General features: G+C 67.3%; 11 protein-coding genes and 1 pseudogene. 2 read left to right on the forward strand and 10 right to left on the reverse strand.

Annotated elements, in window-relative coordinates:
• Window positions 1-102: 102 nt before the first annotated feature.
• The 7 genes and pseudogenes from GWK18_RS00680 to rpsD form a co-directional block, all read right to left on the reverse strand.
• A complete protein-coding gene (locus tag GWK18_RS00680) occupies window positions 103-990 on the reverse strand; it encodes a shikimate dehydrogenase (RefSeq protein WP_166832506.1) in 888 nt (295 codons plus the stop codon).
• Window positions 987-2,156, reverse strand: a complete 1,170-nt coding sequence (mltG, locus tag GWK18_RS00685) for an endolytic transglycosylase MltG (RefSeq protein WP_233568625.1) — start codon at window positions 2,154-2,156, stop codon at window positions 987-989. The genes GWK18_RS00680 and mltG overlap by 4 nt, the downstream gene beginning before the upstream one ends.
• Window positions 2,153-2,737 carry a Holliday junction resolvase RuvX gene (gene ruvX / locus GWK18_RS00690; RefSeq protein ID WP_123824108.1) on the reverse strand — a complete coding sequence of 195 codons (585 nt, stop codon included), beginning with the start codon at window positions 2,735-2,737 and terminating at the stop codon, window positions 2,153-2,155. The genes mltG and ruvX overlap by 4 nt, the downstream gene beginning before the upstream one ends.
• Window positions 2,730-5,426 carry an alanine--tRNA ligase gene (alaS, locus tag GWK18_RS00695; RefSeq protein ID WP_123824105.1) on the reverse strand — a complete coding sequence of 899 codons (2,697 nt, stop codon included), beginning with the start codon at window positions 5,424-5,426 and terminating at the stop codon, window positions 2,730-2,732. The genes ruvX and alaS overlap by 8 nt, the downstream gene beginning before the upstream one ends.
• A gap of 116 nt (window positions 5,427-5,542) precedes the next feature.
• Complete coding sequence (locus GWK18_RS00700) at window positions 5,543-5,947, reverse strand: hypothetical protein (protein ID WP_123824102.1); 405 nt, start codon at window positions 5,945-5,947, stop codon at window positions 5,543-5,545.
• A 437-nt stretch (window positions 5,948-6,384) separates the two neighbouring features.
• Window positions 6,385-6,717, reverse strand: a pseudogene (locus tag GWK18_RS13000) (DUF948 domain-containing protein); the annotation flags it as partial.
• A gap of 367 nt (window positions 6,718-7,084) precedes the next feature.
• A complete protein-coding gene (gene rpsD, locus GWK18_RS00710; RefSeq protein ID WP_199732516.1) occupies window positions 7,085-7,720 on the reverse strand; it encodes a 30S ribosomal protein S4 in 636 nt (211 codons plus the stop codon).
• A 778-nt stretch (window positions 7,721-8,498) separates the two neighbouring features.
• Between rpsD and GWK18_RS00715 the strand changes: the two genes are divergently transcribed.
• Window positions 8,499-9,011, forward strand: a complete 513-nt coding sequence (locus GWK18_RS00715) for a hypothetical protein (RefSeq protein ID WP_123824093.1) — start codon at window positions 8,499-8,501, stop codon at window positions 9,009-9,011.
• 88 nt (window positions 9,012-9,099) lie between these two features.
• Here GWK18_RS00715 and glpK read toward each other — a convergent pair whose 3' ends face one another.
• The 3 genes from glpK to GWK18_RS00730 all read right to left on the reverse strand — a co-directional run bounded on the left by glpK (window position 9,100) and on the right by GWK18_RS00730 (window position 13,255).
• A complete protein-coding gene (gene glpK, locus GWK18_RS00720) occupies window positions 9,100-10,599 on the reverse strand; it encodes a glycerol kinase GlpK (RefSeq protein ID WP_233568635.1) in 1,500 nt (499 codons plus the stop codon).
• Between the two features lie 138 nt (window positions 10,600-10,737).
• On the reverse strand, window positions 10,738-11,526 hold the full coding sequence (locus GWK18_RS00725) for an MIP/aquaporin family protein (protein WP_233568624.1): 789 nt from the start codon (window positions 11,524-11,526) through the stop codon (window positions 10,738-10,740).
• Window position 11,527: 1 nt separating this feature from the next.
• Window positions 11,528-13,255: a glycerol-3-phosphate dehydrogenase/oxidase gene (locus GWK18_RS00730; protein ID WP_123824298.1), complete on the reverse strand. Its 1,728-nt coding sequence runs from the start codon at window positions 13,253-13,255 to the stop codon at window positions 11,528-11,530.
• 205 nt (window positions 13,256-13,460) lie between these two features.
• On the opposite strand from GWK18_RS00730, the gene GWK18_RS00735 reads away from it, so the two are divergent.
• Complete coding sequence (locus GWK18_RS00735) at window positions 13,461-14,426, forward strand: sugar-binding domain-containing protein (protein WP_233568623.1); 966 nt, start codon at window positions 13,461-13,463, stop codon at window positions 14,424-14,426.
• Window positions 14,427-14,475: the final 49 nt, after the last annotated feature.

Raw genomic sequence — 14,475 nt, forward strand, 5'->3', positions numbered from 1 at the left:
GAAAACAACACAAGTTCGGATGTGCCACGTGATTGGTGACCACCCGGACCGTGAGCGATCAGCGGCCGTTCAGCGGCCCATGAAGGACCGATGAACCGCCGCTCAGCGTTCGGAATCGTGCTCCCCGGACAGGTCGGGACGACCCACGGCAGCGCACATGGCCGCGACGACTTCGCGCCGCCGGGGCAGCTCCCGGTCCAGACCGATTCCGGTGAACAACCGGATCTGATCAACCGCTTGGAAGATGAGCATATCCAGCCCGGGTGCGATCGCCCCACCGGCCGCCTGCCAGGCTCGGGCAATGGCGGAGGGCCAAGGATCGTAGGCGGCGTCCAGCAGGACCCCGCGGGTCCGGCGCCCACGGACCGCCGCGAAGGCGGCCGCCAGTTCGTCACACCCGTGCGGCGGCGCGGTGGCGATCACGACGTTGTAGCCCGCCAGGTGCTCAGCGGCCTGGTCCCAGGGGCGAAGGTGAACGGGTACGTCCAGCTGTTGGGCCGCCGTCGTGGTCCGTGCGGCGCGGGACTCCGAGCGCACCCACACGTCGATGCCGTCGGCACCCAACTCGCGAAGTGCCGCAACGGCCGCGGTGGCCGTTCCGCCGCCACCCAGGATCGCGACGCGTGGCCGCTCGGGCAGGCTCCCGGCCGCGCGCACCGCGCCCACGATCCCGGCGACATCGGTGTTGTGGCCCAGTACCTTCCCATCCCCCACAGGCACGAGGGTGTTGACCACGCCGACGGCGGCGGCCAGCGGGGTAAGTTCATCCGAGAGTTCCGCAGCCTCGGACTTCAGCGGCATGGTCACGGACAGCCCACGCCAGGATTCGTCCGCACGCAGGCGATCGATGTACCCGGTGAGTTCGAACTCGTCCAGGTCGACGGCCTCGTACCGCAGCTGCTCCCCCAACACCGCGTAGGCGGCGGTGTGCAACTGCGGTGAGCGGGAGTGGCCGATCGGATGACCGACCACCCCGGCGTGTCCCGTCATTCGCATTTCCCGGGGTTGTCGGAGCACCAGGACTGGTACTCGTCGACGTTCTTCTCGTGATCGGCGTAGTTGGTGGCGAACTTGGTTTCGCCGGTGTCCAGGTTCACTGTCACCCAGTAGTAGTAGTCGTTCTCGGCCGGCTTCGCCGCTGCCTCGATCGAGCTGTTCCCGGGAGAACCGATGGGGCCGGCGGGCAGTCCCTGGTGGGCGAACGTGTTGTACTCGTTGTCCTTGTCCTGCTTCTCTTCTTCCGTGATCTCGTAGGTCTTCTCACCCAGACCGTAGGCCACTGTGGCGTCCGACTGCAGGAATCCGCCGGTCTCCTCGTCGGGCCGGTCGATGCGGTTGTAGATCGCGCCGGCGACGTCGGGGTAGATGTCCGGGACGCCCTCGAACTCCACGATGGAGGCCACGGTCAGCACCCGGAACGCGTCCTCGTCGGAGACGTCGTTGTCCTTGAGCGTCTGCTTGGTGCGGTCCACCATCTCCTGCAGGATCTCCTCGGCGGAGGCGTCCAGCGGGAAGTTGTACTCGCCGGGGTGCAGGTAGCCCTCGATCGTGGGGAACTCGTCCGGGATGCCGTAGGCCGAGGTGTCCTCCGCCGCCGCTTCGAACTCCTCCGTGGGGATACCCGTGGAATCGGAGAGGATCTGGAAGGTTTCGTCCATCCGGACCGTGGTGGGCACGGCTGCGTAGTGCGTGGGGTCGCCTTCGTCCATGAGCACACTCACGGCCGCCTCGGAACTCATCTTCTTCCGTAACTCGTAGTCACCGGGCTGGATGAATTCGCCCTCGTGGTTTTCGTTGAAGGTCTCGATGAAGCGTTCACCGTTGGCCACGATGTCCTGGTTCGCCAGGTCCATGGCGACCTCCTGCGTGGAGGCACCTTCGGCGATCGTGTAGTTGACGGTTTCCTTGCCCTCGCCCCGGTAGTCCTTGCGTTCGAACCAGCCGAAGTTGTTGCCGACCACCGCAAAGGCGAAAACCGCGGCCACGGTGAACAGGGCGATCGCCCCGACCAGCGACATGTTGTGCCGCTTCTTGAGTCGGTCGAGTTGCGCTTCGGAACGCTCTTCGACCTGGAAGGCCCCCGAGATCCCTCGAGTACCCCGCTGGGGCGTCCGCGACTGGCCCGGCCTTTCCGGGCCGTTCTTCTGGTCGCTCACGTGAGGTCTCCCTCCGAGTTGGCGGACAAGGCAGATTCGTCCGCCTTCGTGTCAGTATTCTTGTCTGTTCCGCGGCCATCGGCCGGTTCGGCCCGTTCCATGGCGCGGCGCGCCGTCTGAAGCGCGGATTCAAGGATGGTCACGGCCGCTTGTTGATCGACCTTGTCCCTGTGCTCTCGCCGTGAGACGCCGGCTTCGAGCAGCTGGCGGTGCGACTGCACCGAGGTCCATCGCTCGTCCACCAGGCGCACCGGCACCGGGGGCTCCTGAGCGGCCAGACGGCGTGCGAGCCGTTCGGCCCAGTCCACCGCCGCCTCCGTGGACGCCGTGTGCTCGCCGGCCATGGAAAGGGGCAGTCCCACGGCCACTTCGACCACCGAATGCTCGCGGACCAGTTTGGCCGCAATCTTCACGTCGAAGTGCTTCTTGAGGTCACGGTCCAGGGTGGTCAACGGGGTGGCCAGGATCGCGTCCGGATCGGTCAGGGCAACCCCTACGCGCACGGTGCCGACGTCGACGCCCATGCGGCGGCCCCGGACGGTGAGATCCAAGGGAAGCTGAGAGGCCAACGCCTCAGGCATTACCGGTCCCGACGCCTCCGGACAGTTCCGTGACGATGGCCGTCAGGGCCTGCGCGGTCTTGGTCGGGTCTTGCCCGCCACCCTGCGCCAGGTCGTCCTTGCCGCCGCCACCACCGCCCAGCACACCGGCTGCGACCCGCACCAGGGCACCCGACTTGGCACCGGCCTGACGGGCCGCCTCGGTCGTGGCCACGAGCACGAGGGGGCGACCGTTGGCTACGCCGGTGACGGCCACGACGGCGGAGCGGTCGTTGACCCGGCCGCGCAGATCCAGTGCCAGCGCGCGGAGATCATCCGCTCCGGAGACCTCGCCGAGGTCGTGGGTCAGGACGGAAACGGCGCCCAGGTCCTGCATCCCGTCCAGCAGAGAGCCCGCCTGGGCGGTCAGCTTCTCCCGGCGCAGACCGGCCAGTTCCTTCTCCGCGGAGCGCAGCTTCTCCAGGGTTTCCTGCAACCGGGCCGGAAGGTCGGCCGAGTGCTGCACCTTCATGATCTCGGTGAGCTGGTTGACCAGCGTGCGCTCCGTGGCCAGGTGCTCGAAGGAGTTGAGACCGACGAAGGCTTCCACACGCCGGTTGCCCGAGCCCACGGAGCCCTCGGACACCAGTGACAGGGACCCGATCTGCGCGGTGTCGGCCACGTGGGTGCCGCCGCACAGCTCGCGCGACCACGGGCCGTTGAGTTCGACCACGCGCACGGTGTCCCCGTACTTCTCGCCGAACAGGCTCATGGCGCCCAGGGCCTTGGCCTCGGCCAGCGGCATCTCGCGGGTGATGACCTCGTGGTCATCGCGGATGACGGTGTTGGCCAGGCCCTCGACCTCCTGCTTCTGCGCCTCGGACATGCCCTCGCCCCAGGCGAAGTCGAAACGGAGGTAGCCCTCCTTGTTGAAGGACCCCCGCTGAACGGCTTCGGGACCGAGCACGTCGTGCAGGGCGGCGTGGACGATGTGCGTCCCCGTGTGCGCCATCTCCGCGTCCCGGCGTCGTCGCACGTCGATCGACGCCACCGCTTCCGCCCCGGCCGCAACCTCACCCGAGGTGACCGTCGCCTTGTGCACGGAGAGACCCTTGACGGGCTGCTGGACGTCGGAGACCGTGAGGACGAAACCGTGCCCCGTGATGGTTCCTGTGTCAGCGGCCTGACCGCCGGCCTCCGCGTAGAACGGCGTGGTGTCCAGGACCACCTCGACCTGATCGCCCTCCGAGACGGCCGGCACCGTGGCGCCGTCGACCAGCAGCGCGCGGATGGTCGTCGCGCTCGAGACCTCGGTGTAGCCCGTGAAGACCGAATCCCGCTGCTCCTGCAGGGCGCGCAGCACGGACAGGTCCGCGTGGGCGCCCTTCTTGGCCTGCGCGTCGGCGCGGGCGCGGTCGCGCTGTTCCTTCATGAGCGAGCGGAAGGCCGTTTCGTCCACGGCGACGCCGGCCTCGGCCGCCATCTCGAGGGTCAGGTCGATGGGGAATCCGTAGGTGTCGTGCAGCGCGAAGGCGTCGGCCCCCGTGACGGCACCGCCCTCGGACTTCGCGACGGCGACCGCTTCGTCCAATCGGGACGTACCGGATTCGATGGTCTTGAGGAAGGCCTTCTCCTCCGCGTAGGCGATCCGGGAAATGCGTTCGAAGTCGTCAACCACCACGGGGAACATCTCCCCCATGGCATCGCGTGAGGTCGGCAGCAGGACCTTCAGGCACGGCTCGGTGACGCCAAGCAGGCGCATGGCACGGATGGCCCGGCGCAGCAGGCGCCGCAGGATGTAACCGCGGCCCTCGTTGCCCGGGGTCACGCCGTCGGCGATGAGCATGAGGGAGGACCGGATGTGGTCGGCCACCACGCGCATCCGGACGTCGTCGTCGTAACCCGTGTCCTGCGGGTGCTCCGCACCGTGGTAGGTGCGGCCGGAGAGCCGCGCCGCGGCATCCAGAACCGGGCGGACCTGGTCGGTCTCGTAGAAGTTCTCCACGCCCTGCAGCAGCATGGCCATGCGCTCGACGCCCAGACCGGTGTCGATGTTCTTGCGCGGCAGCTCCCCCAGGATTTCGTAGTCCTTGCCCGAGCCTTCGCCGCGCTGGTACTGCATGAAGACCAGGTTCCAGATCTCGATGTAGCGGTCGTCGTCGACGGCGGGGCCGCCGTCCTTGCCGTAGCGCGGGCCGCGGTCGTAGAAGATCTCGGAGTCGGGACCGGCAGGGCCGGGCTGACCCGTGTCCCAGTAGTTCTCGTCCTTGCCCATGCGCTGGATACGCTCTTCGGGCAGTCCGACGGTGTTGTGCCACAGTTCGAAGGCCTCTTCGTCACCTTCGTAGATGGTCACCCACAGTCGTTCGGGATCCAGGCCGTAGCCGCCGTCCTCGACCGACGACGTGAGGAGTTCCCAGGCCATGGGGATGGCCTTCTCCTTGAAGTAGTCCCCGAAGGAGAAGTTGCCTGCCATCTGGAAGAACGTGCCGTGCCGTGCGGTCTTGCCCACCTCGTCGATGTCCAGGGTGCGAATGCACTTCTGCACAGACGTCGCCCGGGGCCACGGTGCCTGCTCCTGGCCGAGGAAGTAGGGGATGAACGGGACCATGCCTGCGATCGTGAACATCGAGCCCGGCTGGGTGGAGACCAGCGAGGCGGACGGGACGACCGAGTGGCCCTGCTTCTGGAAGTAGTTCAGCCAGCGTTCGGTGATCTCGTGGGTCAGCATGTGCGGTTCGTGGTCCTTCGGTTGTCTCGACTGGGGAAGGGTGTTGCGGGCGCGTGGGCGCTGGGCTCTCTCCGTCCGTGAGTGCTCGCGTCTCACGCCGGGCCATGGCCGGTCGGTCAGGTCAGATCCGGCCGACGCCGGTCCTCGCGGACCGCGGGATTCGACGGCGAACTGCCAGAGTGTAGTTCATCGGTCCGGGAGGACAGTGCCGTATGCCTGGAGCGCACCTGTTGTGGGCTGGCGATTCCCAGTTGGTCCCGGAGTTCCGTTTCCCTCTGGTCCATCGCAGCTTTGACGTCCTGGGCCACACGCAGCAGGGAGGAGGCGAGGCGGTTCTCGCGACCGACATCGGCGCCTGTGCCCCGGCGTTCGAGGGCGCTTCCGCCCTTGCCTGCGTCGGACACCCGTTGGGTGAGCTCACCGACGACTTGGCGGCCCTGCTCCGAGGCCGCCCATCGTGTGGCCACGGCACCGGCGGCCGCACCGGCGGCCATCAGGGCGATTCGTCCCCAGGTGCTCATCGGTCCTCCTCGCGATGTCGGGGGGCACGGTTGGTCGGCCGGTCAGCTCCCGCGCCGGCCCGCTCGGGCTGCTCCGTTGCGGCATCAGTGGAATCCGCACGGGAGTACTCGACATCGATCACGTCGTGGTCCTCCATGTCCCGCGCCTGCTGGTCCTCCACGGCCTCGGAATCCGTCTCGGCGTCGCGGGCCCCGGCGCCGTCGGCACCTGGGTTCTGGTCCCATTCGGTCCCCTCCCACCACTTGCCAGTGGAGGCGTCGGGAACGTCGTCCGCGGCGGGTGCGTCAGTGGGAGCCTCGGCGGCCGCGTCACTGCGCGTCGTCGGCTGCTCCGAAAGGTGGACAACGTCCGCGGCCTCCTCGCGGGCTGCCTCCGCGGCGGCTGCCGCGCGCATCCGGTGAGTTTCCTCGCGTCGCAACCGAGCGGCCTCGGGGCTGAAAGCCCTGCGGACACCGGAGGAGAACGCCGCGACCTTGATGATCGGCTGCCCCACGGTGGAGGCCACCAGCGAGGTCATGGCAGACACGTTCGCGGAGGCGTCAGAGACGTTGTCCGTGATGCCGTCGACCTTGGCCAGTTGGGAGTTGGTGGTGGCCACGGTCCGAACCACCTCGTCGATCAGCGGCTCCGTCTCGGAGTTGAGGTCGCGGATCCACAGGCGCAGTTCGTCGAAGACCTTCCCCAGTTTGATGATGGGCACGGCCAGCAACGCCACCAGGACGGCAAAAACTCCGGCCGCGATCAGGCCAGCGATGTCTCCTCCGGTCATGAGGTCCGTGGACTCCTGTTGCTGGCTCGGGCGCCGGTCGTGCTCGGGGCTCCGACGGCGCGGTGGTGGTCGCTCGAGTTTCCACGGTCTGTCCGGGTCGACGGGCCGTGTTCGAACGCGCGGGATGATGCGAACCTACTGTAACCAATGGGTCACGGTCGGCCTGACAGGCGGCCCGGCGCGGCCCGCCGTTGCCGTATTCCCGGACCTTCCGGGACACGGGTGCTGTCCCGGTCTGGTCGACACTCTTTTTGCCCGCCTGAACGATCCCCCTGAAGTGTCACCCCCTGAGATGCAGACAGCCCCCGCACCGACAAATCGGCGCGGGGGCTGTCCGTGTGCGGCGGGACCGCACATCAGCCGTGTATCAGGCCATACGTGCGTAGTACTCGACCACGAGCTGCTCTTCGCAGGTCACGGGGACCTCGGAGCGCTCGGGCAGACGCGTGTAGGTGGCCTGCAGCTTGTCGATCGCGACGTTCAGGTAGGCCGGGGTCTTGGGCAGCACGTCCTGGTGCGCGCCGGTGGCGGCAACCTGGAACGGGACCATCTTCTCGGACTTCTCGTGGACGTGGATCATCTGGCCGGGCTTGACCAGGTAGGACGGGCGGTCCACGCGCTGGCCGTTGACCAGGATGTGGCGGTGCACGACCATCTGACGGGCCTGAGCCATGGTGCGAGCGAAGCCGGCGCGCAGCACCAGGGCGTCCAGGCGCGACTCGAGCAGCTGGATCAGGTTCTCACCCGTCTGGCCCTCGCGACGCTTGGCCTCGACGTAGGCGCGGTGCATCTGCTTCTCGCGGATGTTGTACTGAGCGCGGAGGCGCTGCTTCTCGAGCAGACGAACCTTGTAGTCGGAGTCGGCCTTGCGGCGGGCACGGCCGTGCTCACCGGGACCGTACGGACGGCGCTCGAAGTACTTCTCGGCCTTCGGCGTCAGGGCGATGCCGAGGGCACGGGACTTGCGCACCTGGCGGCGCGCACGCAATGCGTTGTCGGACACTATGTGTCACCTTTCATGCGGTGGCGCCCGTCGTTGTCCTTGCCGGAGCATGGCGACGACGGGCGTCGTGAACTGTTCGGTCCGGCCTCCGTCATGATTCGGTCCACGCGGAGAGGTGGGGATCAGCCGCAATCCCGCAGAGCTACAGGTCCTCGACCTAGGCGCCCGAGCGAGTGGTTGAAGCTCGCTGAAGTGGACACGCCGAATGAGGCCCTTGCCAGCCGACGCACCACTCTATCACCCACCCCTCCTTCTCCCGCGAGACCTCCGTTACAACCGAGAATCCCGCTCGGATCGGGCCGTAACGGAGGTCTCGACGACGTCTGATGGAGCCGGGGCGGCTCCACACGGACATCAGCGCGCATTGGGTCACCACGTACCTGTGGAGAATCCGGCCGGTTCATCTCCAGGGCCCTAGGTTTCCCTCATGCACCTGGCGACACTTCCAGCCCGCTTTCCCACGCCTGACGTACGTTCGACCCAGAACTGGGCGGTGCGCGCCCGTGACATGACCCGTGATCCACGCATGGTCTGCTTGGCGCACGGGATCTGGGCGCGATGGTATGACCACGCTGCACCCGAAACACTGGAGCCGTGGCTGGACCTCCTCCTGAATGAGACGGGCACCTGGACTCCCTGGGGGGACCGTCCGGCGATCGCTCTCCCTGCACCCCGGAAGGCCAAGCCCTTGCCCGGTATGCATCTCCGCCGCCTGCAAGCTCCGCCGTCTACCCAGCCGGGCCCCTGGCGCAGCCGCGCAACCGGTGCTGTGGAGACCTTGTTGGTTCTCCAGGACTGGTTGCGCGGCTGGCGTTCCGTCGTGGCCGTTGACCATGTGCTGGCCAAGAACCTGAGTCCGATCGGTGAGCCGGAACCATTACAGCCCGCGGACCTCAAACTCCAGGTGGAGTCCTTGCCCGCGGGGACTCGGGGTAAACGGCTTCTCGCCCAAGCCGTCGAGCGCTCGGCCCCGAATGTCTGGTCCCCCATGGAGACCGTTCTGCGCTTGGTCGTGGAGGCCGCGGGATTCCCGGCCGGTGAGCACAACGTCCCCGTCGATCTGGGACAAGGACGCCGGGTTTACCTGGATCTGGCCTGGCGGACAAAGCTCGTGGCGCTCGAGTACAACGGGGCGGTGCACTACCGGGACAGGGCCGCTTACAGCGACGAGATGGGCCGACTCAATGCCCTCCAGGACCAAGGGTGGTCAGTCCGGGTCGTGGTCTTGGAGGATCTCCGGAACCCGGCACGACGTGAAGCCCTCGTCCGCTGGCTTCGAACCCGGTTGTGACGCGCCGAGACCTCCGTTACGGCCCATTCTCATTGAAATTTCGGGCCGTAACGGAGGTCTCGGCGGAGACGAAGAGGGGGCGGGGTGGTCAGTCGACGTCGTCGTCCACCCAGTCGAAGGACTTGGTCACGGCCTTCTGCCAGTTGCGGAAGTACTTAGCCGTGGTTTCCGGGTCCTCCTTCGGTTCCCAGCGCTTGTCCTCGGCCCAGTTGGCGGCCACGTCCTGCGTGCCGGACCAGAATCCGACGGCGATGCCCGCCGCGTACGCAGCACCCAATGCCGTCGTCTCCGTGACCTTCGGACGGATGACCGGGATGCCGAGCTGGTCGGATTGGAACTGCATGAGCAACTCGTTGGCCGTCATGCCGCCGTCGACCTTGAGTTCCTGCATGTCGACCTTCGAGTCCTTGTTCATCGCCTCGATGACCTCACGAGACTGGTACGCGGTGGCCTCCAGTGCGGCGCGGGCGATGTGGGACTTGTTGACGTAGCGGGTCAGGCCCACGAGAGCGCCGCGGGCGTCGTCGCGCCAGTACGGGGCGAAGAGACCCGAGAAGGCAGGCACAAAGTACGCCCCACCGTTGTCCTCGACCTCCTGGGCCAGCGCCTCCACCTGAGACGCGTCCGAGAACAGGCCCAAGTTGTCGCGCAGCCACTGGATCAAGGATCCGGTCACCGCGATCGAGCCTTCCAGCGCGTACACGGGGTCCTGGTCCCCCAGCTTGTAGCACACCGTGGACAGCAGGCCGTGCTCGGAGTGCACCACCTGGTTGCCCACGTTCATGAGCACGAAAGATCCCGTGCCGTACGTGTTCTTGCCCATGCCGGGTTCGAAGCATGCCTGCCCGAACATGGCGGCCTGCTGGTCGCCCAGGATGCCCGCGATGGGCACGTCCCGCAGGAACCCCACCTGACGTCCGTGCCCGTAGACCTCCGACGACGATCGGATCTCCGGGAGCATCGACAGCGGCACACCCATGTCGGCGGCGATCTCCTGGTTCCAGTCGAGGGTGTCCAGGTTCATGAGCAGGGTGCGCGACGCGTTGGTCACGTCGGTGACGTGCACGCCACCGTTCGTGCCACCCGTCATGTTCCAGACCAGCCAGGAATCGGTGTTGCCGAACAGCAGGTCGCCGGCCTCGGCTTTCTCCCGGGCGCCCTCCACGTTCTCCAGTATCCAGGTGATCTTGGGGCCGGAGAAGTAGCTGGCCAAGGGCAAGCCCACCCGGTCCTTGTACTTGTCAGCCCCCTCTTCGCCGCCCAATTGCTCGGCGAGTTTGGCCGTGCGCGTGTCCTGCCACACGATCGCGTTGTACACCGGCTTGCCCGTGGTCTTGTCCCAGACCACCGCGGTCTCGCGCTGGTTGGTGATACCCACGGCCGCCAGGTCCGCCGCGGAGAGTTCGGCCACTGCGAGGGCATCCGCGACGGCCTTCCGGACGTTGCGCCAGATCTCCAGGGCGTCGTGTTCAACCCATCCGGCTTTGGGGAAGATCTGCTCGTGTTCGAGTTGGCCGGTGGAGACGATCTCCCCGTCATGGTTGAAGATGATGGCCCGGGAACTCGTGGTCCCCTGGTCGATGGCCATGACGTACCCGGGCGTGCCGTTCGTTCCTGCAGCTGAGGACTGCGGTTGGTCACCGGTGCCGGGTCGGGTGGTCTGGTTGCTCATGATGGACTCCTCACGTCGTTGTGGTGGGTCGGGTCGTGTGGGTGAAGGTACCGGTCAGAAGTTCGCGGCGGGGTAGAGCTGGAAGACACCGCCGGCAATCAAGGCGCCGAGGATCGGTCCCAGGACGGGGACCCAGGCGTAGGCCCAGTCGCTGCCGCCCTTTCCGCGGATGGGGAGCACGGCGTGGGCCAGCCTCGGCCCCAGGTCACGTGCCGGGTTGATCGCGTACCCCGTGGGCCCGCCCAGGCTGGCGCCGATGCCCACCACCAACAGTGCCACGGCCAGCGGCCCCAACCCCGAGGGCGTACCACCGAACATCAGGATCACGAAGACCAGAACGAAGGTCCCGATGATCTCGGTGACCAGGTTCCAGGCGTGGGAGCGAATTTCGGGGCCGGTCGCGAAGGTACCGAGCTTGGCCTCGGGCGCCAGGTCCTCGTCGTAGTGCTGCTTGTAGGCCAACCACGCGAGCACGGCACCGAAGAAGGCGCCGAGCAGTTCCGCGAGGAAGTACACCAGCGTGGAGCCGATCGACACGGCCACGCCCGGCGCGTACTCCTCCGCGCCGGAAGTCCAGATACCCACGGTGACGGCCGGGTTGAGGTGCGCGCCGGACTGCCAGGCGACGAACACACCGGCGAAAACGGCCAGGCCCCAACCGAAGTTGATCAGCAGCCAGCCACCGCCGTTGCCCTTGGTCCTCCCGAGCAGGTGATTGGCCACCACGCCGACACCCAGCAGGGTCAGCATGGCGGTTCCGAGCACCTCCGACCAGAACACCGTTCCCAGCGGTACCGCGTCAGTGGCCGTCTCCATGGGCAGCACGGCGGACAAGACATTCATTTCAGGCATCCTCTCGGAGGGTCGGCTCCGGAACGGGGTGGTCCGTCCCGGAGAGGTCGATGGTGGCCGGGGCGGCGGCTCGCGCTGCCGCGGCCTCGGCGTCGTCGTACGTTTCCGCTGCGGCATCCTCGGCGGCACAACGACGGCGGTACGCCTCCTTCTCCTGGTCCCGGCGGGTGTCGTCCCAGTCGAGTTCGCGGCTCAGGAGGTCGGCGACTTCCTCGAGCGCGTCCAGACCGTGCCGCGGCTGGTCGTAGGACATGCGGGTGCGGGTCTCGAAGACGTCTTCCAGGTGGAGGGCGCCTTCGTTGCGGGCGGCCTGGACGATCTCTGCCCGCAGGTACTGGGGAGCCCCTTCGAGGGGCCGGGCGAGACTCGGGTCCTGTTCGACGAGCTCCTGGAGTTCGGCAATCCCCGAGCCGTACCGGTTCAACAAACCGGTCACCCGCCTCTTGTCCCAGCCGTGGGGCGCTCCCAGTCGCTCCGCCTGGCGGGTCAGGGCCACGTACCCGTCGGCCCCGTGCAGCAGCGTGCGATCGGTCGCCGACGGCACCTCGGCCGCGGTGTCCTTGCCCAGCGCGAAGTCGACGGCGTCCTCCGCCATGACCCGGTAGGTGGTCAGCTTCCCACCGGCGATCGTGATGAGGCCCGGCGCGGCCTCCGTGACCGTGTGTTCACGGGAGACCTTGGTGGAGGCCGTTTCTTCGCTGCCGTCCTTGACCCCGGGTTGCAGGAGCGGGCGGAGGCCGGCGTAGGTGCCGATCACGTCCTCCCTGGTCAGGGGGTCGGCCAGCACGACGTTGGCATGTTCGATCACGTAGTCGATGTCCGCGCCCGTCGCCACGGGCGCCGCCAGGTCCTGCTCGTAGGGGGTGTCCGTGGTGCCGATGATCCAGTGGTGCTCCCAGGGAATCACGAACAGCACGGACTTCTCGGTCTGCAGGATCAGGCCGACGTCACCGGCGATCCGCTCACGCGGGACCACGATGTGGATTCCCTTCGACGCCAAGACCTTCAGCCCGCCATCGGTTTCGGCGAGGTCCTGGGTCTCTTCGGTCCAGACTCCCGTGGCGGCGATGACCTTCTTGGCCCGGATCGTGTGCTGTGTGTCGGTTTCGAGGTCCACGACGTTCGCACCGGTGACCACGCCGTCGTCGTTCTTCACGAAATCGGTGACTCGGGTCCTGGATGCCGCGAGTGCGCCGTACCCGGCTGCGGTCCGGACGAGGGTCAGGACCAATCGTGCGTCGTCGACCTTGCCGTCCCAGTACTTGACGGCACCGACCATCGAGCCCGGGCGGATGCCGGGAAATGCTCGGGCCACACCCCGTTCGCCGAGGTGCCGGTGGAAGGGCATGGAGGCGACCTTGGAACCCAGGTGAGCCAGGGTGTCGTAGAGGCCGACGCCCGCCGTGACGTAGGGCCGTTCCCAGAACTTGTGGGTGATCGGGTAGAGGAAGGGCACGGGCTTCACCAGGTGCGGGGCCAGCGTGTAGAGCAGCCGTTCGCGTTCCCCGAGGGCTTCGGCCACGAGCTTGAAGTCCAGGGCTTGGAGGTACCGCAGTCCTCCGTGGACGAGTTTGGAGGACCAGCGGGAGGTCCCTCCGGCCCAGTCCTGCGCTTCCACGATGCCGACCCGTAGGCCGCGGGTGGCTGCGTCCAGAGCAATTCCGGCCCCTGTGATGCCACCGCCCACCACCAGGATGTCCAGTTCGGGGCCGTCGGTCATCTCCTTCAAGGCCTCTTGGCGGGATCGAGAATCCAGGACGGTGTTTCTCACGGGGTTCCCCTCACTCAGCTACGCGGTTGCGTTGGATGTCGTACGTCGCCAGCAAGTTCCGGAGCCGGGATGTGACCCAGGCCTCATGGCGACATCTGCCCACCACACTGCAGGCAACTGCACGTATGCTCAAACGAACTGCACAGACGTGCACATGGGAGAGGTTTCGATGCACGACGATTCATTGCTCTATCAAGTAGCTGAGTCCTATTTCGTCCAGGGCATGACCACGAACGCCGTGGGCGAACGCCTGGGGGTCTCACGCTCGACGATCTCCCGGATGCTCACCGAGGCCAAGGCCCGCGGCATCGTCACCATCACACTGCGACAGCCCGACAAGCCGTCGGACCGCATCTCCCGCCGATTCGAGGATCTCTTCGGCGTGCGCTCGCACATCGCAGGAACCACGCGGGGCGCGCGCTCCGCCCAACGCTTGGATGCCGTGTCGCGCTACGCCGCTGACCTGCTGGGCCGCTGGGTGGACGACGGCACCGTGATCGGCGTCGCCTGGGGCACGACGACGTCGACCGTCGCCTCCTACCTGAAACAGTCCACGACCTCCGACGTGACCGTGGTCCAGCTCAACGGCGCCGCCGGTCCGAGATCGACGGGCATCGGCACGTCCACACCCGTCCTGGCCACGATGGCCAAGGCCTTCAACGCCCAGCTCTACCCGTTCCCCGCGCCGGCGTTCTTCGACCAGGAGGAAGCGCGTGCCCTCCTCTGGCAGGAGTCCTCGGTCCGAAGGATCCTGGCGGTACGCGCTGCAACGCAGATAGCCGTGTTCAGCGTGGGCGCCTTCCACGGGCCCGTGGTCTCCCAGGTCTACTCGGAGGGCCATCTGAGCCCAGCGACCCTTCGGAGTCTCAACGAGAACCGCGTGGTGGGCGACATGTGCACGGTGTTCATCCGCGAGGACGGCAGCTACGCCGACATCGAACTCAACCGCCGGGCATCGGGCCCCACACCCTCCGAACTGGCCCGGATCCCCCGGCGCCTGTGCATCGTGTCCGGTCGCCACAAGATCCCCGGCATCCTCGGCGCCCTTCGATCGGGTGCCGTGACGGACCTGGTGATCGACGACCTCACCGCCCGGGAGGTCCTGGACCGCGCCGGGTGAGGCCTCCCGCAGCAACATCCGCGGGACCGCAGCGGCTCCGATCAGGCCC

Source organism: Kocuria sp. JC486 (assembly GCF_011602805.1).
Classification (GTDB): domain Bacteria; phylum Actinomycetota; class Actinomycetes; order Actinomycetales; family Micrococcaceae; genus Kocuria; species Kocuria soli.